The sequence below is a fragment of the Vibrio rubrogenes genome (assembly GCF_059641415.1).
The window spans coordinates 147,299-172,211 of record NZ_JCARSY010000008.1 but is presented as its reverse complement, the minus strand read 5'-3'; the positions used below and the strand labels follow the sequence as shown (position 1 = coordinate 172,211).

Sequence of the window (24,913 nt, the reverse complement as noted above, 5' to 3'; positions counted from 1 at the left end):
TTGTAGGTCGGCTTTTTAAAACTGTAGTCCTGCAACCACACCGAGCTGACTTCAGACTGCTTACGCGCAGTCATCGCAGAGACATACGGCGTGTCAGAAACCCCGCCGGACAGCACGTTATACGGCACCGTCCCGCCAAGCCGGGTAAAGCCCTCAGAATTATCGGTCACCACCAGCGTATGTTTGTCGGTGTCATGGGTGAAGGTGTACATCAGCCCTTCTTCAGCCGCCAGACGGTGGAAGAAATCTAAATCGGTTTCGCGGTATTGCACGCAGAATTCACGCGGCGGGCTTTCCCGTTTGGTGGAAAAGGCATAATCGGTGATGTTCATTTCCTGCAGCAGGACGGAGAGGATTTGTGGCACGCTTTTTTGCTGGAAGATGCGACTGTTATGGCGTAGCGAGAGCCGTTCAAGCGACGGCACCAGCGTCAGGGAATAGAAGGTGTGGTGATGGCCGGTATCGCCGCGGCTGAAGTTACGGATAATGCCGTGCACCTTTTGCACCACTTGACCGTTGCGCAGCACTTCGAGCAGCGCCGTGGTATCGACCATCTGCTCAAAAGTTAAATCACTGTTGCGGCTGGCGAGTTCAATCTGATAACGATAGCCGTAAACCGGTTGCCCGCCAGCGTCCACTGAAGCTGAAACGGATTCAAATCCCTGATAGTCACGCACCACCAATGACGTATCATTGACCCCATTGATCGTGAGCCTGAAACCTAACGTTGCCATGCAGAAAACCTTTGATGTTTTATTTGAGAATGTCGGTGTTTTATTTTAATCCGCGCAGAGACTGCCTTTTCGCTTAAAAACTGCCTTTTTCACTTCATAAGGAAACCAGTCAACCGAAAATCTGGCTTTACTCAACAACTTGCTATTGTATGCAATTTATTTTATTGAGTTCAGCCTTTATTGGTTCATTTTCATTACCGGGCGCATTTTATTGAATGCATCTCTCAATTTTTCACGCTTCCTCGTGAATGCTCACCCGATTGCAAAATATTGCATCCTCACAGGGCGATCTCTTATAGTGTCAGCTCCATCAAAAAATGAGTCAGATCGAAGTGTCAGAAAAAGCAATCAAGTCCCCGTGTGTGGCGAGTTGTAAAAATGAAGATGGTCTTTGTTCGGGGTGCTACCGAACCATGGAAGAGATCCGGCAGTGGCGTCATTACACTGATCAACAGAGAGAACAAATTATGCAACGGCTGAATGGAACGGAGACATCTCATGCTTGTCCGCAATGCGGAGAGCCGACCTATTGTGGTGTCAGTGCCGGTGAATCAGACTGTTGGTGTTTTCATGTCTCAATCCGGGAGAAAACGGGGGCAACCCATTGTCTGTGTCGTCGTTGTCTTTCCCGACAGCCGCTGCGATAGCCATTCTCGTCTCATCCCGGCGTTATGATTTTGCCGCTAATGCATCGCCCTCAAACCGAATCCCTTCCCAACCGGTATGAATAAAGTTACGGATATTCTGATGGTCCTGATTTTCAGGATATTGCAGCACGTCCTGACGATAAAAGTTACCAAAACAAGCCAGTGTTTCTTCAGGACTCAATTGATGTAATTTCGCAAAAGAAAAGATTTTACATGAGCCTTGATTTTCATGTGCCTCATTAACAACGTCTCCGTTGCTAAATCGGGTTGGCGTAAAATCATAGTGCTCGTCAATCACACGCATCACGCCAGAAAAGTCAACTTGCTCTGGAGAAGTGCGGATCATGTCTAGTAATTCATTGAATGTCATATAAATTTTCTCTACTGCTGGTTAGTCGGTTTACACGATGCTGAGTCTAACAAAGATCTCATGGATTGGTCATGAAAATGAGGACATCAGTTCCTTTCAGGCATAGAAAATGATGTTTATCCTCGAGGACTTCTGTGAGTCATCCCAACAGAATAAGGATTTTTTTAGTAACTATTGAGCAGAAAAACTTAATGTCATCAATAATTAACTTAGACGTGCTCGCTCTGGCAGAAGCACGTCTCTTTAAAATGGCGAAGATACGGACTGAAGCAGGGCATTGCGCATATGGCATCAAAGACTGAAAAGCCGATACTAGAAGCAAATCATGAGACGGAAGAAATGCAATCGATTCATCCATTGCGCAGCCGTCTGGGACGAAGAATCATTTTTATTTTGGTATTGCTCAGCGGAACAATAACGTTTTTGGCAACATTGGCACAGCTCTATTTCGACTACAGCAAACAATTTAATAACGTTGATCGCCGCCATCAAGAAATCCGGAATATCCACACCCACCTACTGGCTTCATCGCTGTGGAATTTTGACCTCACAATTTTGCAACAAAGAGTCAATGGGCTGATCAATTTGCCTTATATCGATTATTTGGAAATACAGTCTGACAACTATAAAATCAGCGCGGGGAAACCTGTGACTGGCCGAGCCGTCAGTAACCTTTATCCGCTGACATTTCAAGATCCGATCACTGGGAAATCAGAACAAATCGGTACAATTCGCGTTGAGTCGGATATTCAGCAAATCTATAACTCGCTGTTGCATGACTTTTTGGTGATTCTGTCAATTAATACCATTAAAACGGCTCTGGTCTGTTATCTGATTCTGATTATTTTTCACCACAGTATCAATCAACGAATCTACGCGATTGTCCGCTATCTGAGGCAATATAATCCCAGACACAGAACCCACCCTTTGCGTGTCTACAACTATCCTGTGATTACGCAAAAAAATGATGAGTTATCACTTTTATGCAATGAAACCAATAAGTTAACTAAAAACCTCACGATTTTATATCAGAATATTCGCTTCGAACAGGCGCGTTTGGCAGATTTTGCCCACGTCTCGTCTGACTGGCTATGGGAAACCGACTCCGCCCTGAAGCTGGTGTATTGCTCAGAGACCATGCTGGAAGCACTCAATTTGCAAGAAAGCGATCGTTTAGCATTCCATGAAATTGAACAATTTCAAACAGCTCTTCCGCTTCAACAATACTTGAACGGCAAGCAAAGCTTTCATCATTGTGAAGTCGCTCTCGACCTGAACGGGCATAAAATGTGGTTAATGTTTCAGGCGCAAGCTCGCTATGACAACGAATATAACAATTTCTTAGGTTTTCGTGGCACGGCGCTGAATATTACCGAGCTCAAATCCGTACAAGCTGAGCTCGAGCAACTCAATCAAAGCTTAGAATACACCGTTCAAGAACGGACCCATGATTTGGCGCAAAGCCTCAAGCAACTCAAACACGCACAGGCGCAATTGATCCAGTCGGAAAAGTTGGCCGCACTCGGTGGATTAGTCGCCGGTGTCGCCCATGAGGTCAATACACCATTGGGGATCGCTGTAACAGCGACATCAATTATTGAGGAAGTGACCGAGGAGTTTGAACGCGCATTTCGCGATCAAACCTTAACGACCACTCAGTTTGTTGAACTGACGGAAAGATTGAAATCGGGCTCAGAATTGCTGCAAAGCAATCTGAATCGGGCATCGAAGCTAATTCGGGATTTCAAACAGACTGCCGTCGATCAGGTTTCTGAAAACCGTAGTAAGTTTAATATTCATCAGGTGCTTATGGCATTAATTGCCAGTATGCACCCGGAAACCCGAAAGATTCCGGTGTCACCACAACTCGAAGGTGATGAAGAACTCATGATGACAAGTCTGCCGGGAACATTGACTCAAATTATTTCTAATTTGATTATGAACAGCGTTATTCATGCTTTTGAAGGTGAACATCCGTCTCCACAAATTCATATCAAATTCTATGCACAAGACCAGCATGTTATTTTTGAGTATCAGGATAACGGTATCGGTGTCCCACACGCACTACACGAAAAGATTTTTGAACCGTTTTATACCAGTAAAAGAGGGCATGGCGGTTCGGGGCTGGGGCTCAATCTGGTCTTTAATCTGGTCACTCAGAAACTGAAAGGCCATTTAAAGTTTACCTCAGAGCCGGGCCAAGGCGTTCAATATCGCATTCAGCTTCCGAAGACATTGGATTAATCGTAAACACTCTCATCCTGATGAACAATGGCCGGCTAGGATAGCAAGCATATGACAACAGGCAAATACAGCACTGAATTGATTTCCCCGTTGCGGAGCCGTCTCGGACGACGCATGATTTTCATTCTGATCCTGCTCAGTAGTGTGTTTACGTTAATTTCCACGGTCACTCAGCTCTATTTCAATTACACACAACATGTGGATCATATTGAAAAGCGCCATATGGAAATTCGAGATGTGCACGCACATATACTGGCTTCATTTATTTGGGACTTTAACCTGACACGATTGCAACAGAGAATGGATCATCTGGTGCTTTTATCCGATATTGATTATTTGGAGGTTCAATCCAGTAATTACCGAATGGCCGTTGGTCAACCGAACACAGCAAAGGTGATCCGCCATGCCTACCCATTGACGATTCGCGAACCGGTGAGTGATGAAACAGAATTAATCGGCACGATTGTTGTTGAATCGAACCTCCAGAGTATCTACAACACTCTGATTCGTGAGTTTTTGACGACATTGGCTATCAATACCCTCAAAACCATACTCGTCTGTTATCTGATCCTCGTTATTTTTCACCGAAGTATCAATCAACGTATTTTTTCGATTGTTCGTTTCCTGCAACACTACAACCCCATGAAACCGGGGAAGCCACTTGAAGTCTATCAGACGCCATTTATTACGCAGCACGATGATGAGTTATCGTTGTTGGTCAAAGAGACCAATAAATTAACCCAAAACCTCGTGGCTTTTTACCGGAGCAGCCATTTTGAACGGACGCGTTCGAGACATTTTGCCCACGTATCATCTGACTGGCTTTGGGAAACCGACAACTCACTCCGGTTGATTTATGCTTCAGAAGGTATGTTGAAAGCCTTACACCTCTCAGAGAGTCATCCCATCCCCTTTGAGCAAATCGAGGCGTTACAACCGGCACAAGATTTACACCGTTTCCTCAATCACAAACAGAGTTTCCATCAGTGTGAAGTCACTCTCATCTTGGATGGCATCCAACAGTGGTTTGTCTTTCAGGCACTGGCTCGCTATAACGACGCTTATGAATTTATCGGATTTCGGGGAACAGCGCTGAATATCTCTGAGCTGAAGTCCGGACAACTAGCCTTAAAACAACTCAATCAAGAACTGGAGTATAAAGTTCAGCGACGCAGCAAGGAACTGGCTCAGAATATGGATCAACTCAAGCAAGCTCAAAACCAACTGATTCAGTCAGAAAAGTTCACTGCGCTCGGGGGACTGGTTGCCGGCGTTGCACATGAAGTCAACACGCCACTTGGGATTGCAGTGACAGCGACATCGGTTGCTGAAGATGTCAGAAAGGAACTGGAAGATAACTTTCATAATCAGACACTCACCACCCATCAGTTCACAGAACTAATACAGCGATTGAATTTAAGTGTCGATCTGTTGAAAAGTAATCTCACCCGGGCATCCGGATTAATGCAAAACTTTAAACAGACTGCAGTCGATCAAATATCCGAGAGCCAGAGTCAATTTAACATCTATCAGGTCTTACAGGCCTTAATTGTCAGTATGTATCCGGAGACCAGAAAAGTACCGGTTGACCCAGTGCTGGAAGGTGATAAAGACCTGATGATGAATAGTTTTCCGGGTGGACTGACTCAGGTCATTGCCAACCTCATCATCAACAGCACACGCCATGCATTCGGAGGAGATATGCAGGCACAACCGCAAATTATCATTCGCTTTTATGCAGAGGGCGAGTCGGTTGTTTTTGAGTATCTCGACAATGGCATTGGCATTGTCGAGGATTTACATCAAAAAATCTTTGAACCATTCTATACCACTCAAAGAGGACGTGGTGGTTCAGGGCTTGGCCTGAGTTTAGTGTTTAATCTGGTTACCCAACAACTTCAGGGAACATTGCAGTTTTCATCAACTCCCGGGCAAGGTCTGCACTATTGGTTCAAGCTTCCCAAGCAATTAAAGATTAAAAAGGAAGAAACGGTATAATTGCGATTCAGAGTTAATCGGGCAGACTATTACGAATATTGATAAACTCGTCCCAGTTTGCCATGAACAAGTCAACAAGCTGTGGGTCAAATTGTTTACCTCGCTGGGCCGAAATTTCCCGTTTGATCTCGTCGTCGGCCCAACTTTCTTTATAACAACGTTTGGCTCCCAAGGCATCGAAGACATCCGCCAGCGCGGTAATTCTGCCACAAATCGGAATATCTTCTCCGGACAGACCATGAGGATAACCGGTTCCATCCCATCGCTCATGATGATACTCAGCGATATTTTTCGCCATCACCATCAACGGACGTGCTGATTTACTCAAAATTTCGACACCATACTCCACATGTTTTTGCATGATGGTCCATTCATCTTCATCCAGTTTACCGCTCTTATGCAAAATGTTATCAGGCACGGCAACTTTACCGACATCATGCAACGGTGCTGCATGTTTGATCATCTTCACCTGTGTGTCGGTCAAGCCACATAACTGCGCCAACCGTTCACTATACAATGATACCCGCTGGACATGCGCCCCCGTCTCCTTGCTGCGCGCCTCGACAGCATTCGAGAGGTTATATACCAACTCTACCGAAGTTTCCTGCAAATCGACAAACAGGTTGATATTGTCAAACGTCATGCATATGTTTTGCATGTATATTTCCAGCAACTGTTTATCCAGATCCGATAATTCACCGTTTAAATTGACATAAAGGAGGTTGGTTACGTCCCGTTCATCGCGGGTATGGAAAACATAAGCATCCCCATAATTTTGGGAGGCACGTTTTTCCAATACTTCCTGACAGCGCTGAGCAACTAAGTCTGGTAGCACACTGAAACTACACTCTTTATAAAAGGAAACATATTTTCCTGTTGCGGCCAGTGTGAGGGCCTGCTCTCCGTCTTCACGGTCATGGGGATAGACGATGCAGTAAAATGCAGAGGCTTCCAGCCCGAGCAGAGAGGTCAGTTGTTTCAATACCGTTGTCGCATACGTTTTCAATGTTCTGGTATTTTGGACCTTGGCTGAGGCTTCAATGACTCTGCTCAACCCCTCCTTTTGTTCTTCAATGAGACACAAATCCCGATATGCTCTCAGCATCGAATAGAGTAAAGTCCGCAGTTTCTGGGTGGTGAGATCCGTTTTTTCTTTGTAGTCATCAATTTCATAATCTTGGATCACCTTCTCTTCCGGTGCCTGACCAGCCTGCCCGGTCCGTAAGACCAAACGGATAATACGATTGCGACAGGTTTCCCGAATGAACCGAACCAAATCCAGCCCGGCATGTTCCGTTTCCATCACGACATCGATCAGTGCCAGTGCAATATCATCTTCTTGTTGAAAGATCTCTTGGGCTTCACTTCCGGAGTAAGCGGAGATCAATTTCAAAGGGCGTTTCTGAAAAACAAAATTACTGAGCGCCAGTTTGGTAATCTGATGCATTTGGGCGTCATCATCCACCAGTAACACTTTCCAAGGCTCTAAACCTTGAACATTTGCCGATGAATGGCTGTCTTTATTTTCTTCATTATCTGAAGAACTTGAACGCATATCTGCAAATAATTCCATAATCACCTCTTTTTCATCGACCTAATATAGTTTTAGCACACTCCCCATAACTCTTAACGGTTTTATTCTGAGTTATCGGTACGACATCAAAAAAGCATCGGTCTTTCATATGGGTTGTCGTTGTGAATCAAAGTGTTGTGACTCCGGAGTCAATCGTCATTTTAGTCAACAAAGTCATATTTAAGTTGAACGTATTTGAAATTGATGCTGTGCTCGGAAAGCTGGCCGACATGATTTTTGAGTAGTATGGCGCTGAGGATGTCAGAGGAAGGTACACTGAACCGGACACATAGTGTCACTCAGGTATACAGGTACCAACCAATGTCATATAAGGCATTAGTGATAGAGTGATAGTGAATAGATCAATTGAGCAACCGACGGTGTCGTTAATGTATCGATCGACTTGCCTTGCTGAAGTCCTTGACGGATGTCCGTGCTGCGAATTGGCACTTTCTCCGGACAGGCCATGACATTAAATCGCTTGAGGATATCTTTCGCCCGAAAAAAACGGGCAAACTGAAACAAATTATCCGGCCCCATCACAAACGTCAGTTCATCCTGCGGATAAATATCCTGCAATGCGGTCAATACCGCATAAGTGGTAATGTGTTTGCCGGGAAGATACAGCTGTTCTTCAATTTCAGAACGCTGAATCTTATCACCGTCTAAATCGGATATCAGCGCATCAACCAAGCGACATCGTTGCTCATAAGGGAGCATCTTCTTTCCCCATGCATGAGCGAGACTCGGAACGAGTAAAATTTGATCAAAATGACTCAATGAATCAATCACACTTTTGTGGCCCAAACTTGGTGGGTTAAAAGCGCTGCCAAATACAGCGATTTTCAACATATCCTTCCTTTATGGCAATTATCCGGTTTTCTAATTCGGCGAAATAGGTATGATACTAAAAAGTTGTTATATACCCAAGTGGCCTCAAGATACGGGATTCCTCGTATCTCCCGATCACGGTGACTTGAGCGTCATGTTATCAGTTTATTCTTGTACGAAAAGGAATCTCAAAATGGAACAGCTTATTCGCGAGGAAATGCGCGTCCAACCCACCATCAACCCTGAGTATGAAATTCAGCGTCGTATTGACTTTATCAAACGCAAATTGACTGAATCCGGCTGTAAATCTCTGGTACTCGGTATCAGCGGCGGGATTGACTCGGCAACTTGTGGGCGTCTGGCACAGTTGGCGATTAATCAGCTCAATGAGGCACATCCAACCGACCCCTACCAATTTATCGCAGTCAGACTACCCTATGGTGAACAGAAAGATGAAGATGAAGCGCAACTCTCTATCGCCTTCATTGAGCCGAGCCATGCTGTTGCTGTGAATATTAAAGCGGGCGTTGACGGACTGCATGCTGCGTCTCATCAAGCACTGGCAGGAACCGGATTACTTCCGGCAGATCATGCACAACTGGATTTCGTCAAAGGTAATGTCAAAGCTCGAGCCCGGATGATTGCCCAATACGAAATTGCCGGTTATGTGCGCGGCCTGGTGCTCGGTACCGACCATTCAGCAGAAAATATTACCGGTTTTTATACCAAATTTGGTGATGGTGCATGTGACCTCGCCCCACTGTTCGGATTAAATAAACGTCAGGTTCGTCAAGTCGCAGCAACACTGGGGGCACCGGATGTGCTGGTCAATAAAGTTCCGACGGCTGATTTGGAAGAACTGGCACCGCAAAAAGCGGACGAAGCGGCGCTGAATCTGACCTACGATCAGATTGACGATTTTCTGGAAGGAAAACCCGTCCCTCAGAGCGTCGTTGAGCGATTAGTGGCAATTTATCAGGCCACTCAGCATAAACGTCAGCCGATTCCGACGATTTACGACTAATCTCCCCCAGCCTGATGTTGTGGAAGATCAATGACCGAGTGATTTTCCACAACCTATTAACACTCTCATCCAATAAAAGACACATCAAATTTGCATTGTGGTCACGTTTTTATTCCATAATGTGAGTTCTCTCCGATCGCGTAACACTTCTGAAAAAACGACGAGTGAACATGATTATCGTCAATATTTTTTTTACCGTATCGATGATGATGAAGTAACGAATTGTTATAGGAGTTTACAATATGTTGTATATGGAGTTTTTGTTCCTATTGTTGATGCTTTACATTGGCTCCCGATACGGCGGTATCGGCTTGGGCGTGGTGTCTGGGATTGGTTTGGTTATCGAAGTATTTATCTTCAAAATGCCACCCACTTCACCGCCCATTACTGTAATGCTCATCATTCTGGCCGTGGTCACCTGTGCGTCCATTCTTGAAGCCGCTGGCGGATTGAAGTACATGTTACAGGTTGCCGAACGACTGTTACGGAAAAATCCCAAACGCGTTACCCTGATTGCACCGTTTGTCACTTATACCATGACTTTTATGCTGGGTACCGGCCATGCGGTCTACTCCATTATGCCAATCATTGGCGATGTCGCACTGAAAAATGGCATTCGGCCAGAACGCCCGATGGCTGCCGCTTCTGTGGCCTCACAAGTGGCGATTACGGCATCTCCGATTTCAGCGGCTGTGGTTTATTATCTGGCCCAGTTAGTCAATGTTCAGTCCAATATCACGCTCCTTTCGATTCTGATGGTCACTGTGCCCGCGACACTTTGCGGTACACTCGCGATGTCTTTGTACAGCCTCAGACGAGGAAAAGAGTTGCAAGATGATCCGGATTATCAGGCACGTCTGAAAGATCCCGTTTGGCAAGAAGAGATCCGCAATACAACCGCCACCACGCTGAATGAAACACTACCAGCAAAAGCCAGAAACTCCGTTTTACTCTTTATTGGATCGATTCTCTGTATTGTCTGGATTGCGATGGTGCCTGAAATCAGAACCATCAGCGAAGGGGCGAAGCCAATCAGTATGGCCGTTGTGATCCAGATGATGATGCTCTGCTTCGGGGGGATTATCCTGCTGGTCACCCGGACAAATCCGAAAAATGTCCCTGACGGTGTCGTTTTTAAATCGGGGATGGTTGCAGCAATTGCGATCTTTGGAATTGCCTGGATGTCAGATACTTATTTCAAATATGCGATGCCACAGTTCAAATCCGGGATTGTTGAAATGGTTCAGTTATATCCTTGGACCTTTGCACTGGCTCTCTTCGTTGTTTCTGTCGTGGTCAATTCTCAAGCGGCAACCGCTCGGATGATGCTGCCTGTCGGGCTGGCGCTCGGTTTAAGCCCTGCCCTGTTGATCGGCTTGATGCCTGCCGTTTATGGCTACTTCTTTATCCCGAACTACCCATCGGATATCGCCACCGTCAACTTTGATGTTTCCGGCACGACGAAAATAGGCAAATGGTATTTCAACCACTCGTTTATGTCTGTCGGTCTCATTGCTGTTGTGACTGGTTGTATTGTCGGTTATCTGCTGGCTCAGGTGGTCATCGGCTAAGCGTGTTCATCCTTTCATCACGAAACAAGCCCCTGAAATTCAGGGGCTTATTCATCATACAGTTTGGTAGTGCACGATGAGTCACGAATAACATCACATGACTCGCTCATGCCACTCAACACCATCTCTCATCCGACTATTTCTCATCCAGCACAACACGTGCATTGCGTGCCTGAACGGGGCGATTGTTGTGTCCCATCATTGAGGTCAGCGCATTTTCCTGCGCAGTCGAGAGCGTTTTCGGCTGTTTCATCACAAACCAACGCACACCTTCACTACACGGTGGTGTGGTGAGCGAGCCATTGAAACGATAGTATTTCTGAGCCGTCGGCAGTAAATCTTTCACCGGGAAAGAAACCGGTACAGCGTCCCCTTTTCCCGGTAATCTCTGTGTCAACTGGGCCAACTCATGATCGGCAGCTCCGATGTCAAACATCACGGCAACAACAGCCAGATTGCCGTCACTGTCTTGATTGACAAAGTGAGCTTCCAATGGATATTGATGGCTCTTAATCAAATTTTCGGAAGGGGTATGAAAGTGAAATTGCTTCAATTCAAACTGCATGCCATCAACTGTCAGCGTGTTGTTGCCGGTCACGGTTGCCTGTAGCGTATGACCATTGTTGGTCAGGGTGGTCACTTGCCCTTGGTAATCAATCGCCAAAGGTTTCAGCTCGGATGTGACAGTATCCGTCAAATTAATCGGACTCTGGTTTTTCCCGGTTTCACAGACCTTAGAAACATGACCCCAGTGTTCCGGACCATTTTCACCGCTATATCCCCATTCTGAAGCCTGAGTCATTGCGGTGAATAAAGCGCCCACTGATATTGCCAATATAATTTTTTTCATGGTCTCTCCATGTTTGTTGTTATACCAAGTTGTTATACCAATACGATGACTATACCAATACAATTGTTATACAACGGGTATGGTTATTTCTTATTGTTGTTAATTATCAAAGATAAGGCCGAAAATGCCTTATCGGGATTTGAGTCTATCTCACCGAACTCCGGTACTCAATCACGACTTGATTGCCATCCACATAAACCGAATCAATGTCACCATCGATAATCACTCGATTGACCAGTTTGACTTGCTGCTGCCCTTCTCGTTGCTGTTTGATCAGGCTGGGCATAAAAAGATAGGGATCGACATGGAGATATCGACAGAAAGATTGGACAAATTGCTGCGTCAGCGGCTCACGCCCCCGCAAAATATTAGACAGTTGAATTTGAGTCAGCCCCAACTGCTTGGCCACTTCCATTTGTGTCAGATGCATCCTCGCTTTTTGCGACATCCAGACATGGTAAAGCGCCTCAAGATCGTCTGATGTATATGTCATGAAGGGATCTCCTCTAAGGGCGTTGTCAACCATCAATAATGGTCAACAACGACTGATACGATGAATCCCGACAACATGACAGATATATATGAGTAATGTGTCAACCAATCGTCATGATTGGTTCACGCAACTACTCCTGAGAGGAGGCAATCAATAAGTTATCAAACGTCTTATGGCCGTGCAGTCCTTCAAAGTCTGACTCTTCAGCAATGAATTCCCGGAGTGACGGGCTGAGATCGACGGCGAGCTGTAGATCGATAATCGCTTGCTCTTCAGCGCCCAAACGCGCGTAGGCACAGGCTCTTTGATACAGAGCCGGACCATTGGTTTCATCAAGCTCAAGCACCCGGTTGCATAAACTCATCGCCCAGTGATATTCTTTCATTTCCATCACTGCGTCAGCTTTATAGGTCAACGCTTCTAAATCTCCCGGGCGGATTTTCAGAATTTCATCATAAACTTCCACCCGTTGTTCCGGTGTTTGCACACTCTGCGCTCTGAGCCACAAGTTGTGAATCTCATTGATAATCTCAATCTCACGATTATTATCAGTGATGATCCGCGTTTTACGCTTTAAATCACGCTCTAAGGCGAGAAACTTTTTCTCATAATCTTGCGCGATTTTATTTAAGCGCCTATCGGCCAGCTCACTCGTCTTGGTCTTCACCTCTTTTAATGAATGCCAACCAAATAAAGCGATCAATGACGCCGCAGCAGCAATGATGTAAAAGAAATAAGTGACCGTGACATTGGCATAATTCATTGATTTATCGGCGACGCTCAACTCCCGATCTGTCATCTGGATGGTCAGACGACGTTCTAGATCCTGCTGATCTTGTCGCAATGATTTCAGTTCATCGAGGATATAGCGCTCGATGAGCGGGCGATCCAAGATATCAGTTTGTGAGTATTTCTGTTCCGGCTCTGCAACGGCAGTTTTCAGAAAAAGAGACAGTATCATTGCAACCATCAGTATAATTTTTAACACGGCAGACCCCTTCTTTTGAATACCACTTCTGTTTTACACAACAAGTGTTCCTCCATTGTCTAATGAAATACAGTACGAAACAATCCCGCAATAGGTAAAAAATAATTTATTTGTGCACAAACAAAATCACAAAAACATTAAAAATAACAAAAATATATATCCATTAATAATCAATAAATTACAAACAATAAAAATGCGCAGATCACAGAAATGCTTGATTTATATCCAAATAATGCTTAGAGTACAAAACATAGTGTCGTTAATTTTAAAACAACGTAGGTCGTGATGAATGGAAGCTATATTAGAAGTAAAACAGCTTTACAAAATATTCGGAGAGTCCGTTGATACAGCTTTTCCCTTAATGGAAAAGGGGCTGGATAAAGATCAGATTTTTGAAAAAACAGGCCTCACTGTCGGTGTCAAAAATGTTTCTCTCTCAATTCAAGAAGGCGAAATCTTCGTCATTATGGGGCTTTCCGGCTCTGGCAAATCAACACTGGTCCGTTTATTAAATCGGTTAATCGAGCCAACCCAAGGCAGCGTCTTGCTCAAGGGCAGAGATATTGCACGTATCTCCGCTCAGGATCTCCGTGAGGTACGGCGCAAACAAATTTCAATGGTTTTTCAGAACTTTGCGCTGATGCCGCACATGACGGTCATTGACAATACTGCTTTTGGCTTAGAGCTGGCGGGGATCGATAAACCAACCCGATACCAACGCGCAAAAGAAGCCTTGTCGCGTGTTGGACTGGAAGCGTATGGAGACTCTTATCCGGATGAACTTTCTGGCGGAATGAAGCAACGGGTGGGACTTGCCCGGGCACTCACCAATGACCCGGATATCCTGTTAATGGATGAAGCATTTTCAGCACTCGACCCGTTAATTCGCACCGAGATGCAGGATGAACTGATTCGCTTGCAGAACGATGATAAGCGAACCATTGTTTTTATTTCCCATGATCTGGATGAAGCGATGCGTATCGGTGATCGGATTGCCATTATGCAAGATGGTGAAGTCGTCCAAGTCGGTACCCCGGATGACATTTTGCACAATCCGGCCAATGACTATGTCAGCTCTTTCTTCCGTGGGGTGAATGTTGCAAACATTCTCACCGCAAAAGATATTGCCCGCAGAAAAACTGCCACCGTTCTGAAAAAGCATGACAACGATGGACCGGCAGCGGCGCTGCAACTGTTACTCGATAATGATAAAGAGTTCGGGATTGTGGTTGACCGCGGCAATACCTATGCCGGTGTTGTTTCTCTCGACTCGCTGAAAGAAGCTCAGAAGCAGCGCTGTTCTCTCAATAGTGCCCTCTTGCAAGAAGCGGTACATGTTCATGCCGATACACCAATCTGTGAATTGATCGGTCAGGTTGCGACCATTCCTTACGCACTTCCCGTGGTCGATGACGAAAATCGCTATTTGGGTGTTATCAGTAAATCCCGATTACTTCAGACTTTAGACAGAGAATAATATTATGGCAATGGAATCCACACAAAACGTTGATCCTTGGGCGACAAGCACCACAGCGAATAGTGACTGGTTAAATGCCAGCACACCACCACCAGAGACTTTTCACTGGTTACATCCATTTAAAGATGCACTGATCCCATTTGATCATTGGGTAGAAACTGCACTTAACTGGCTCGTGGCACATGGCCGCCCGCTGTTTCAGGCGATTCGCATTCCGATCGATCTGATCCTCAGTTCATTCCAGACTGCATTAGTCGCCACACCGTCACCAATTATGTTAGCGGTACTGTTTCTGCTGGCCTGGCAAATGGCAGGACTGCGCATGGGGATCGTTTCACTGATTTCGTTAATTGTGATCGGCCTGATCGGTGCTTGGAATGGTGCCATGGTTACCTTAGCGTTAGTGATGACCTCGGTCTTTTTCTGCTTACTGATAGGACTGCCGCTCGGTATTTGGCTGGCCCGGAATCAGATAGCCGCAAAAGTGATTCGGCCCATACTGGATGCCATGCAGACCACTCCAGCCTTCGTGTATCTGGTACCGATTGTCATGTTGTTCGGGATCGGCAATGTTCCCGGGGTTGTCGTAACAATTATCTTTGCCCTGCCGCCGATTGTGCGCCTGACGATTCTCGGCATTCAACAAGTACCAAATGATTTGATTGAGGCAGGCCATGCCTTCGGGGCGAGTCCGAAACAGATGCTGTACCGCATTCAGTTGCCTCTGGCGATGCCATCGATCATGGCTGGTGTAAACCAAACGCTTATGCTCTCGCTGTCTATGGTGGTCATCGCATCCATGATTGCCGTTGGTGGACTGGGACAAACCGTATTACGTGGTATCGGCCGACTCGATATGGGCATGGCAGCCGTTGGTGGGATGGGGATCGTGATTCTTGCCATTTTGCTGGATCGCATCACTCAAGCGATCGGTGCAACAACCCGGGATAACAAGATTCGCTGGTATCACGCTGGCCCTGCCAGTTTCATTTGGCGCCTGATGGCGAAATAAGCAACATCATCACAGGAAATACAGCCAATCAGTCACAGGACCCAACGCGCCTGTTTCTGCTCGGCGACAATAGAACCGTATCTTCAGAATGAAGTGTATCCAGTGGTTCTTTTCCTTAAGGCCCGAATTCGGGCATTGATAAGTTCACCTAATATAAGGAAATCAGATATGAAATATACACGGAGAATGTTGATCACTGCCGGCATGGTATTATCAACGTGTCAAACCTCACTGGCTTTTGCCGATGATTTACCCGGCAAAGGCATCACCGTTCAACCAGTTCAATCAACCGTCGCAGAGGAAACCTTTCAGACCCTGATCGTCAATAAAGCGATGGAAGCTTTAGGTTACACAGTTTTACCGACCAAAGAAGTCGATTACAACGTTGGCTATACCTCGATTGCCAAAGGCGACGCAACGTATCTTGCCGTCGGTTGGTTCCCGCTCCATAGCAACAAATATGAAAAAGCGGGAGGTGATGATGCCTTCTATGTTGCCGGAAACTACATTTCAGGCGCAGCACAAGGGTATCTCATTGATAAGAAAACCTCAGAGAAATATGGCATTACCAATATTGCGCAACTGAAAGATCCGAAACTGGCCAAACTGTTCGACACCAATGATGATGGTAAAGCGGATCTAACCGGGTGTAATCCAGGCTGGGGATGTGAAAGTGTGGTTGAACACCAGTTGGATGCGTTCGGTTTACGTCCAACGGTGATGCACAATCAGGGTAAATATTCAGCACTGATTGCCGACACGATTGCCCGTTACCACAAAGGCCAACCGATTCTGTATTACACATGGACTCCATATTGGGTCAGTGGCGTATTAGTTCCGGGAAAAGATGTGGTCTGGCTTGAAGTACCTTTCTCGGCACTACCCGGCAATCGGAAGAACATTGATACCAGCCTCCCCAATGGCAAAAATTATGGTTTCGAGATGAACTCGATGAAAATTGTTGCGAACAAGAAGTTTGCGCAAGATAACCCGGCCGCCGCGAAATTATTCTCTCTTATGAAGCTAAACATCAATGATGTGAGTGCGGAAAACATGATGATGAGTCAGGGGAAAAATAGTACGGCAGATATTGAAGCACATGCCAATGGCTGGATCAAAGCGCATCAGAAATTATTTAACTCTTGGATCTCGCAAGCAAAAGCGGCTGCGAAATAACCGTTAGAGCAGTTATTTAACAATTGCTCGTGTATTGTAACGATACATTCCAACCCTCGACTGGTCATTATCAAGACCTTTCGGGGTTTTTTTAAATTGATTCTCCCAGAATCTCCGTACTTCTCTTTGATTTTTGTTTCTGCTGTTTTTATTCTTGAGTATCATAGACATCCAAGTAACCGTAAGATGCAGGATTCAGCGTCTCTTCAAGACCACACATACCGGAAGCGTTCTGCCTAAGTGGACATCCCATAGCAACATGCTCCGATGTAGATCTTTTTTGATGCAATATGGTGTTCTGAATGCATTCTCGGAGTGAAAAAATTGAGCGATCAAAAAGATTTATCCCTATTTATTGAATCACTGACACAAACCGATGATATTGACCAGTCAAAGCAACTGACTTCATATCTGAATCAGGGTATGGATTCGGATACTGTCGCTCGTTTACTTGAGGCATTAAAAGTCGAACAACGGGTCAAGCTCTGGCGAGCTTTGCCACTTGAACTTCATATTCCGGTTCTGACGGAAATGCGCTCAGAAGCACGGATTTCAGTCATTCAGAGCCTGACACCGACCGAGCTGAAATTAATCCTCACGAAGCTGGATAACCTATCACTGCTGGAGTGGGAAGATTCTCTGCCTGAGGAAATCATCAGTGAAGCACTGCGATTAATCAGCCGGGATGAATTGGAGCTTTATGACCAAGCCAATCAGTATGATGACAACCAGCTTGGTCACTGGGCAGACCGTAAAGTGTTTACTTTGCCGTTCAATATTCGGGTCAGTCGTGCCAGAGTCTTGCTGGATAAATATCAGGATGGCCCAACACCTTATATTTATCTGATCAATAAGGATAAAAAATTCCGGGGCCTGATCAGTTCCGCTGATTTACTGACCGCAGAGCCTTCGGCTCCGCTGAGTTCACTGAACAAAACCAATCTCACACAACTCAAAGCAACTGCACCACTTTCGGAAGCCGTCAGTGCGCTGGAGCATTCGGAATATCCGACTCTGCCCGTACTGGGTGATTACGGCATCCTGATCGGGGCGATTGACTGGCAGTTTACGCTTAGTGTTCAACGAGAAATTTACGAAGCCCGCCTGACGGCCGGGACCGGTATTCACGAAGGTGATGATTTGTTCGCCCCCGTTTTCAAAGGGGCACAAAAACGGGGAGTATGGCTCGGTATCAATCTGATGACCGCGATTTTGGCTTCTATCACGATTGGACTCTTTGAAAATGTCATCGCTCAGGTCGTTGCACTGGCTGTTTTGATGCCAATTGTTGCTTCTATGGGCGGAATTGCCGGTAGTCAAACTCTCACTTTAATGGTGCGGGCAATGGCCTTAAACCAGATCACGTCGGGCAACCGCTGGACTTTCCTGAAAAATGAATTAGGGATCGGTGCATTTAACGGCCTGTTCTGGGCATTAATTATCGGGGCGATCACTGGCCTGTGGTACCAATCGCCGGGGCTGGGAATGACTATCGCTTTCGCCATTGTTGTCAATATTGCAACGGCTGGATTGTTTGGGGTTTTAATCCCGATACTGCTGGATAAGTTCAAGCTGGATCCTGCGCTGGCAGGCTCCGTAATCCTGACAACCGTCACTGATGTGGTCGGTTTTTTTGCTTTTCTGGGGACGGCTGGCGCAATTTTACTCTAAGGGACAATTTACTCTAAAGAACCATTTGCTCTAAGGAACAATTTTGCTCTCAGGGACGATATTCTCCCAGAGACGGTTGAAATCGGTGAGATCATTTATGCTAAGAGATCGTTTACGCTGAGAGAACATTTACCCAGACCATCTTTGTGACACCGAATGGCTATTTGTCCTGCACTGAGTGGCTGTTCGGTACATTGAGCTCAAAAGGTTGATGCAATGCATGTTTGACCATCAACTGTCGCGCGATCCCTTTGAGCTTGATGTCATCCAGAATCAAGTTGACCATATTAAGCAACCGCTGCTGACCGATAGGCAGCAGATAACCGAATTGATGTTGCCCCGACTGCGCCAGTTCCCGAATTGCAACCAATGGTGACTCGGTCGTCTGATAAAATTGCGCGAATGGTGTTTCCGTCATCATCACATCGATCTGCCCGGCACATAAAGCCAGTGGCATATTCAAATAGTTATCAAAAGGAACAATAGTCGCTGCCGGAAAATACTGTTCAGCCAACGCTTGATAAACTTGACCGACATGTACACCAATTTTCACTCCGGGCCGGTTGATCTGCTCAAGACAGCCGAAGCGAGATTGGTTGTCCATCGTTGCCATCAACACGTGACGAAAGGTCAGATAACCTTGCGTCTGCTCAGCATCATACTGACCAGAGACTGAACGAGGAATGCCGCCCATCGCTATATCAAACTGACCTGAATACAAGCCTGAGACCAGTGCCTGCCTTTCCGTCAACACCAACTCAACTTTAACCCCCAACTGCTCGGCTAAATAAGAAGCGATGTCAATGTCATAGCCGGAAAACATATCGCCGTCAAAGTATGATAACGAGTGATAATCTCCCGGTGTGCCGACGCGCAAGCGACCCCGTTTTCGAATATACGCTAATTGATCAGTCTGAGTGATAAAACGCAGACAACCGGCAATCAATATCATCAATTCAACCACTTATTTGTTTGATGTATTCAACTGACCTGATCACATATCAGGACTTTTTATCACATCGTATTTCTCATCATATTCTGCTGCGGTGTGAGGTAGGCTTGCTGCAAATATCCTCGAATGGCAAGCATCGCTTGTGTAAACGTCTTACCACGTTTCCAAGCTAAGCCCACACTCATCGGATCGATCACATCATCCAGAGAACGCGTTTCAATCCGTCGCCCTTCTAAAGACCAAGGCCTGTAAACCAGATCAGAAAGAATTGCCACCCCCAATCCGTTCGCAACCATACTTCGGACCGATTCAACAGAGCTGGTACGGAGTATCACGTTAGGTTGTAACGACTTACGATTCCAGTAACGCATGGCACTCACATCAGCTTCGTCTACCGTCAGCATGATAAACGGTTCTTTTTCAATATCTTCCAAAGCCAATGTTTTTCTCTGACTCAATGCATGGTGACTGGGTATCCAGAGCCTGCGTTCAGAACTGAATAATTTTTCAGAAACGACCTCTGACGCTATTAAGTTATCCGTCAATACAATCGCCATGTCAATTGAACCATCTAATAATTTATCTTCAATCTCTATACGTTCAAACTCGTACAAATCGATTGAGATATTGGGATACCACTGTTTCAGTCGCTGTAAGTGGTAAGGCAACAGATACCCCAGCGCAGTATACGTCGCCGCCAGACGAATTGACCCGATTGCTTCTTCATCCGTATGTGGAATATTCAGCGCTTCATCGACACTTCTCAGTACCTGATAAGCATTATTCAAAAAGTGACGCCCCTGATCCGTCAGGGTCACGCCATGGGTGCTACGCACGAACAAGGTTACTCCGAGTAATGATTCCAATTCCCGGATTGCGGTTGTCACCGCTGATTGTGAGATATTCAACTGAATCGCAGCCTGAGAAACCTGCCCCAGTTCAGCTGCTGCAACAAAATATTTCAATTGCCGAATCGTCATTGACATGCATTTATCTCTCAAGGTATCTGATTTTTAGATACTACAGTATCTAAAAATAAATCTTTTTTACAGAACGCAAAAGGCTATATATTGAATGCGTTGCATAAAAATATAAAATATCAATAATGGTGGAAGAAAACGATGTTATCCGTTGATGTAAACTCTGATATCGGGGAAGGATTCGGGCATTGGTATGTGGGTGATAACGCAGACGCACAAATTATACCACTCATCAGTTCAGCCAATATTGCAACAGGGTTTCATGCGGGAGATCCGTCCACAATGTATACAACCGTAGAACTTGCCAGACAACATGGTGTTTCGGTCGGAGCTCATCCCGGGTATCGTGATCTACTCGGTTTCGGTCGTCGTCATATTCATACTTCGGCGCACGAACTCATTCACGATATCATTTATCAGATCGGTGCTTTGAGAGAGATTGCATCCGTTCACGAAATCACTTTACAGCATGTTAAACCACACGGTGCACTATACATGCATCTGGCAAACGACCACGAAGCGGCTAACTTATTCATTAATCAGATCCACCGTCTTGCACCAGAACTTATTTTATATGTGATGCATGGCTCGCAGCTCCACCAGCTTGCGTTAGACAAAGGCCACCCGGTCATCTGTGAATTTTATGCAGATCGAGAATACGATCAGAGTGGCTCAATCGTCTTTACTCGAAAAACCGGAATGTTGGACCCGAATCAGGTTGCAAAAAAAATTCTCAGAGCGTGTCGCGAAAATAAAGTAACGACCATTGATAATCAGGAGATTTCTGTACAATTCGACTCAATCTGCATTCATAGCGATTCACCGGGAGCGTTGACGCTTGTCAAAGTTGTCAGACAAACGCTGGAACAAGCCGGTATTTCGATTCAGGCGCCACACCGTATGAATAGTGAATATCACCAAGATTGAGGTAAAAAATGACAAGTACACATCAAATCATCTCTCCGTTGCCCGGAATTTTTTATCGGCGTCCGGCGCCTGACGTCGCGGAATTTGTCGCTGAAGGGAGTGAAGTACACAGTGGTGAGGTGATTGGATTAATTGAAGTGATGAAACAATTTTCGGAAGTCACTGCAGATGTCGATGGCATCCTGAAATCATTTCATATTGAGAACGAAGATTTTATTGAACCCGGCCAACTCATTGCGAGCATTGAAACGCTAGAGTAACCATCATCCACCAGATGCAACGCTGTCGGAGCATCACTGACCGACAAGAGGAAGGGGAATTAGGACATGCCTGAACAATCAATCCGGTACTCTTTCGGGGGCGATGAACATCTGTTTGCAGAAATCTCCGAGTCTATGTCTCTGCCTGCATTTTTCCGTGGGCTGGAAATTACCAATCGCTTAAAAGCGATAAATTTATCCGGCATTTTAGATATTTGCCTTGCCAACGCATCATTTCAGATTCGGTTTAATCCTGATCAGATATCACCACAAACATTGTTGGACAAAGTCAAATCACTTGAAAGTGCTCGTAGCACAACACATTGTCTCAACACTCGGATCATTGAGATTCCGGTTTATTACAATGACCCTTGGACACACGAAACGCTGATGCGTTTTCGGGATAGACATCAATCGCCAGAACAAACCGATTTAGAATACGCTGCAAGTTTAAACGGGTACGGCAACATTGAAGACTTTATTCGTGCACATAGCCACTCCCCCTGGTTTGTCTCGATGGTTGGATTTGTTGCCGGCCTCCCCTTTATGTTTCAAATGGTCGAGCAAGAACAGCAACTTGAAGTGCCGAAATATCTGATACCCAGAACAGACACACCCAAACAGACTGTCGGTCACGGTGGATGCTTTGGCTGCATCTATTCCGTCAAAGGTGCTGGTGGTTATCAAATGTTTGGGATGACGCCTGTTCCGATTTATGACCCTCAGCAGTCGATGCCCCACATGCAGGATTCGATTGTCTTTTTTCGTGCTGGTGACATCGTGAAATTCCGTCCGATTGATCAGTTGGAATACCAACAAATCACTCAGGCGGTCGAGTCAGGGACTTATGTGCTCCATACCCGGCCATTCAGATTCGACTTGCAGGAATACCTTGCGGCTCCGGAAGACTACAAAAGTCGCATCATGGAGGCGCTTTATGTCAATTAAAGTCATCAAACCCGGCCTCAATACGACCGTCCAAGATGGTGGACGCGAAGGCTATTATCATCTGGGTATTCCACCCTCGGGCGCACTGGATCAGTTCTCGATGAAATCAGCCAATCTGTTGGTTGGAAATAAAGCTACGGAAGCTGTTCTCGAATGTACACTTTTGGGGCCAGAGCTGGAATTTATCAGCACAACACTGATCGCCGTATGTGGGGCAGAGATGCCACCGATGCTTGATGGTGAAGTAATGCCGATGAATACGACCCTCAAGGTACAGGCGGGACAAAAACTCACTTTTGGCTACCCCCTGAAAGGCGCTCGGATTTATCTGGCCGTTGCCGGTGGTTTCAATCTAGCGCCAACCTTAGGCAGCCGTTCAACCTATGTGTTGGGTGGACTGGGTGGTATGAAAGGACGAACAATACAAAAAGATGACCTGCTGACGATCGGTTCCCCCACCGAGAAAGTCAGCAAAGGTCGCACAATTCCTAAACGTTTCCTACGCACGATTCATAAGGAAACAACCATTCGGGTCGTTGAGGGGCTATATGCTCACCGACTGACACCATCAAGTCTCCGCCGTTTTTATCAAGACGAATGGCTGGTCGGTAGTGAAGCTGATCGCATTGGTTATCGCTTTAAAGGAGGGCATTCGCTTGAATTCAATCCAAGAGTTCAGCCGTTTGGTGCCGGTTCAGATCCATCAAACATTGTCGATGCCTGCTATCCGATCGGTTCTATTCAAATCCCGGCAGGTAAAGAACCGATTGTGCTCCTTCGAGATGCCGTTTCAGGCGGCGGTTATGCCACTATCGGGACTGTCATCAGTTCAGATCTTGATCTAATCGGTCAAATGCAACCCAATTACAAAGCTCAGTTTGAATCGATCACGATCGAAGCTGCACTACAAATCAGAGAAGAAACAAATTTGCGACTACAGCAACTCTATGAACATTTGATACTGTGATATCGGTGGAATATAGGTAGCTTCATCAATATCGAAACCAATAAAAAAGGCCATGCCCGCCATATGACAAGTCATGGTCTTTCTTGTGCCGACGGATATTTCTATCATCGGGCATGGTAGCCACTCTATCCTGATACAGCGTTCCGGAATCCTGTCAAACGCGTCAATCTTAGCGGTTGATGCGGAAGTAAAGCGTTAGCAAAACACCAGTACATAACATAACTAATCCAACTTCGATAACCATCCTGCTTTCTCCATTCGATCAAATCATTATTGCATCATCCGCGATAATGAACATAGATGAATATTAATTTATTATAATTGTAATGACATAAATCACTATAAAGTGATTACTTAATTTTATAGAACTCAGCGTTTCTGTTGTCAAAATCAATGGATGAGTTCCACAATGGAAATGGCGATTGTCTCATTCCTGAGAATCTTTGCACCAACATTCCCCCAACTTCTGTTTACAAGCAAGTATGGTTAGAAGCCATGTAATTATAAAAAAAAACATATGGTTATGAAGAAAATACAGTGATCAGCAACAATATAACGATTAGAAACTATATAGTTATGACAATTCGTTATGGCCGTTGAAAACCGGCTCGAACCTGCGCCACTTTCTCCCGGATCACACAGCCTTTTTCATGATCATTGACCAACCCCATCGCCTGTAAGAATGCATAAACCGTCGTTGGCCCGACAAATTTCCATCCCATCTTTTTTAGTTGCTTCGACAAAGCCACTGATTCTGGTGAAGTTGATACTGATTGCGGTTCTGGTAAGGAGGCTGGATCGGGTTCATAGCGCCAGAAAAAAGCAGCCAGAGATCCTTCCTGAGCCACCAATTCCTGTGCTCGTTTAGCATTGTTAATCACCGCCTCAATTTTTCCTCGATGGCGGATGATACTTGCATCCTGTAACAAACGCTCGATATCCTGCTCTGTAAACTCGGCCACTTGGTTAAAATCAAAATTCAGAAAAGCCCGGCGAAAATTCTCTCGTTTTGCCAGAATCGTTCGCCAACTCAAACCAGACTGAAAGCTCTCCAGACATATTTTTTCAAATAGAGTTCGGTCATCACCAACCGGGAATCCCCATTCATGATCATGGTAGTCAAGAAAGTCAGTCGTCGCGCTACACCACTGACATCGCTTCTGGCCATCAGGGCCGATATATTCATTACTCATATTCTTCTCTCAATACATCAAAAAAAA

The 24,913-nt window shown here is 45.6% G+C and carries 23 protein-coding genes; 13 read left to right on the top strand and 10 right to left on the bottom strand.

Annotation, left to right across the window (positions count from 1 at the left end; genetic code table 11):
• On the bottom strand, positions 1 to 734 hold a 734-nt coding region (tssI, locus tag AC55NX_RS08490), incomplete at its 3' end, for a type VI secretion system tip protein TssI/VgrG (protein ID WP_496995326.1).
• Positions 735 to 1,066: 332 nt separating this feature from the next.
• Between tssI and AC55NX_RS08485 the strand changes: the two genes are divergently transcribed.
• Positions 1,067 to 1,381 (top strand): cysteine-rich CWC family protein, encoded by a 315-nt coding sequence (locus AC55NX_RS08485; RefSeq protein WP_496995325.1) that lies wholly within the window; start codon positions 1,067 to 1,069, stop codon positions 1,379 to 1,381.
• A 22-nt stretch (positions 1,382 to 1,403) separates the two neighbouring features.
• Here AC55NX_RS08485 and AC55NX_RS08480 read toward each other — a convergent pair whose 3' ends face one another.
• Positions 1,404 to 1,751 carry a HopJ type III effector protein gene (locus AC55NX_RS08480; protein WP_496995324.1) on the bottom strand — a complete coding sequence of 116 codons (348 nt, stop codon included), beginning with the start codon at positions 1,749 to 1,751 and terminating at the stop codon, positions 1,404 to 1,406.
• A 285-nt stretch (positions 1,752 to 2,036) separates the two neighbouring features.
• Here AC55NX_RS08480 and AC55NX_RS08475 point away from each other — a divergent pair, with 285 nt between their 5' ends.
• Entirely contained in the window at positions 2,037 to 3,995 is a 1,959-nt protein-coding gene (locus tag AC55NX_RS08475) for a sensor histidine kinase (RefSeq protein WP_496995323.1), read from the top strand.
• A gap of 51 nt (positions 3,996 to 4,046) precedes the next feature.
• Positions 4,047 to 5,993 (top strand): sensor histidine kinase, encoded by a 1,947-nt coding sequence (locus tag AC55NX_RS08470; protein WP_496995322.1) that lies wholly within the window; start codon positions 4,047 to 4,049, stop codon positions 5,991 to 5,993.
• A 13-nt stretch (positions 5,994 to 6,006) separates the two neighbouring features.
• On the opposite strand, the gene AC55NX_RS08465 is transcribed toward AC55NX_RS08470, so the two are convergent.
• Both AC55NX_RS08465 and AC55NX_RS08460 read right to left on the bottom strand, forming a co-directional pair.
• Positions 6,007 to 7,566 (bottom strand): DUF3369 domain-containing protein, encoded by a 1,560-nt coding sequence (locus AC55NX_RS08465; RefSeq protein ID WP_496995321.1) that lies wholly within the window; start codon positions 7,564 to 7,566, stop codon positions 6,007 to 6,009.
• 336 nt (positions 7,567 to 7,902) lie between these two features.
• A complete protein-coding gene (locus AC55NX_RS08460) occupies positions 7,903 to 8,418 on the bottom strand; it encodes a nicotinate-nicotinamide nucleotide adenylyltransferase (protein ID WP_496995320.1) in 516 nt (171 codons plus the stop codon).
• Between the two features lie 172 nt (positions 8,419 to 8,590).
• On the opposite strand from AC55NX_RS08460, the gene nadE reads away from it, so the two are divergent.
• On the top strand, positions 8,591 to 9,421 hold the full coding sequence (nadE, locus tag AC55NX_RS08455; RefSeq protein ID WP_496995319.1) for an NAD(+) synthase: 831 nt from the start codon (positions 8,591 to 8,593) through the stop codon (positions 9,419 to 9,421).
• 242 nt (positions 9,422 to 9,663) lie between these two features.
• Entirely contained in the window at positions 9,664 to 10,992 is a 1,329-nt protein-coding gene (locus tag AC55NX_RS08450; protein WP_496995318.1) for an anaerobic C4-dicarboxylate transporter, read from the top strand.
• Positions 10,993 to 11,128: 136 nt separating this feature from the next.
• On the opposite strand, the gene AC55NX_RS08445 is transcribed toward AC55NX_RS08450, so the two are convergent.
• From AC55NX_RS08445 to AC55NX_RS08435, 3 genes are all read right to left on the bottom strand, one after another.
• A complete protein-coding gene (locus tag AC55NX_RS08445) occupies positions 11,129 to 11,842 on the bottom strand; it encodes a carbonic anhydrase (protein ID WP_496995317.1) in 714 nt (237 codons plus the stop codon).
• Positions 11,843 to 11,987: 145 nt separating this feature from the next.
• Positions 11,988 to 12,335 (bottom strand): helix-turn-helix domain-containing protein, encoded by a 348-nt coding sequence (locus AC55NX_RS08440; protein ID WP_059122057.1) that lies wholly within the window; start codon positions 12,333 to 12,335, stop codon positions 11,988 to 11,990.
• A gap of 130 nt (positions 12,336 to 12,465) precedes the next feature.
• Complete coding sequence (locus AC55NX_RS08435) at positions 12,466 to 13,296, bottom strand: tetratricopeptide repeat protein (RefSeq protein WP_496995331.1); 831 nt, start codon at positions 13,294 to 13,296, stop codon at positions 12,466 to 12,468.
• A gap of 316 nt (positions 13,297 to 13,612) precedes the next feature.
• Here AC55NX_RS08435 and proV point away from each other — a divergent pair, with 316 nt between their 5' ends.
• The 4 genes from proV to AC55NX_RS08415 all read left to right on the top strand — a co-directional run bounded on the left by proV (position 13,613) and on the right by AC55NX_RS08415 (position 18,659).
• Positions 13,613 to 14,800, top strand: coding sequence for a glycine betaine/L-proline ABC transporter ATP-binding protein ProV (gene proV / locus AC55NX_RS08430; RefSeq protein ID WP_496995316.1), 1,188 nt, complete (start codon positions 13,613 to 13,615; stop codon positions 14,798 to 14,800).
• A 4-nt stretch (positions 14,801 to 14,804) separates the two neighbouring features.
• The gene (proW, locus tag AC55NX_RS08425) at positions 14,805 to 15,812 is read left to right on the top strand and encodes a glycine betaine/L-proline ABC transporter permease ProW (protein ID WP_496995315.1); all 1,008 of its coding nucleotides are present in this window, start codon (positions 14,805 to 14,807) and stop codon (positions 15,810 to 15,812) included.
• Positions 15,813 to 15,998: 186 nt separating this feature from the next.
• Positions 15,999 to 16,988, top strand: a complete 990-nt coding sequence (gene proX, locus AC55NX_RS08420) for a glycine betaine/L-proline ABC transporter substrate-binding protein ProX (RefSeq protein WP_496995330.1) — start codon at positions 15,999 to 16,001, stop codon at positions 16,986 to 16,988.
• Between the two features lie 381 nt (positions 16,989 to 17,369).
• Positions 17,370 to 18,659: a magnesium transporter gene (locus AC55NX_RS08415; RefSeq protein WP_496995329.1), complete on the top strand. Its 1,290-nt coding sequence runs from the start codon at positions 17,370 to 17,372 to the stop codon at positions 18,657 to 18,659.
• Between the two features lie 160 nt (positions 18,660 to 18,819).
• Here the strand turns inward: AC55NX_RS08415 and AC55NX_RS08410 are convergent, their stop codons facing one another.
• Positions 18,820 to 19,611, bottom strand: coding sequence for a transporter substrate-binding domain-containing protein (locus AC55NX_RS08410; protein ID WP_496995314.1), 792 nt, complete (start codon positions 19,609 to 19,611; stop codon positions 18,820 to 18,822).
• Between the two features lie 62 nt (positions 19,612 to 19,673).
• Positions 19,674 to 20,597, bottom strand: a complete 924-nt coding sequence (locus AC55NX_RS08405) for a LysR family transcriptional regulator (RefSeq protein ID WP_496995313.1) — start codon at positions 20,595 to 20,597, stop codon at positions 19,674 to 19,676.
• A gap of 135 nt (positions 20,598 to 20,732) precedes the next feature.
• Between AC55NX_RS08405 and AC55NX_RS08400 the strand changes: the two genes are divergently transcribed.
• The 4 genes from AC55NX_RS08400 to AC55NX_RS08385 all read left to right on the top strand — a co-directional run bounded on the left by AC55NX_RS08400 (position 20,733) and on the right by AC55NX_RS08385 (position 23,693).
• Positions 20,733 to 21,518 carry a 5-oxoprolinase subunit PxpA gene (locus AC55NX_RS08400; protein WP_496995312.1) on the top strand — a complete coding sequence of 262 codons (786 nt, stop codon included), beginning with the start codon at positions 20,733 to 20,735 and terminating at the stop codon, positions 21,516 to 21,518.
• An 8-nt stretch (positions 21,519 to 21,526) separates the two neighbouring features.
• Positions 21,527 to 21,778, top strand: a complete 252-nt coding sequence (locus tag AC55NX_RS08395) for an acetyl-CoA carboxylase (RefSeq protein ID WP_496995311.1) — start codon at positions 21,527 to 21,529, stop codon at positions 21,776 to 21,778.
• A 66-nt stretch (positions 21,779 to 21,844) separates the two neighbouring features.
• Complete coding sequence (locus AC55NX_RS08390) at positions 21,845 to 22,726, top strand: 5-oxoprolinase subunit B family protein (protein ID WP_496995310.1); 882 nt, start codon at positions 21,845 to 21,847, stop codon at positions 22,724 to 22,726.
• The gene (locus tag AC55NX_RS08385; protein WP_496995309.1) at positions 22,716 to 23,693 is read left to right on the top strand and encodes a 5-oxoprolinase subunit C family protein; all 978 of its coding nucleotides are present in this window, start codon (positions 22,716 to 22,718) and stop codon (positions 23,691 to 23,693) included. The genes AC55NX_RS08390 and AC55NX_RS08385 overlap by 11 nt, the downstream gene beginning before the upstream one ends.
• A gap of 587 nt (positions 23,694 to 24,280) precedes the next feature.
• On the opposite strand, the gene AC55NX_RS08380 is transcribed toward AC55NX_RS08385, so the two are convergent.
• Positions 24,281 to 24,886, bottom strand: coding sequence for a DNA-3-methyladenine glycosylase I (locus AC55NX_RS08380; RefSeq protein WP_496995308.1), 606 nt, complete (start codon positions 24,884 to 24,886; stop codon positions 24,281 to 24,283).
• Between the last annotated feature and the right edge of the window lie 27 nt (positions 24,887 to 24,913).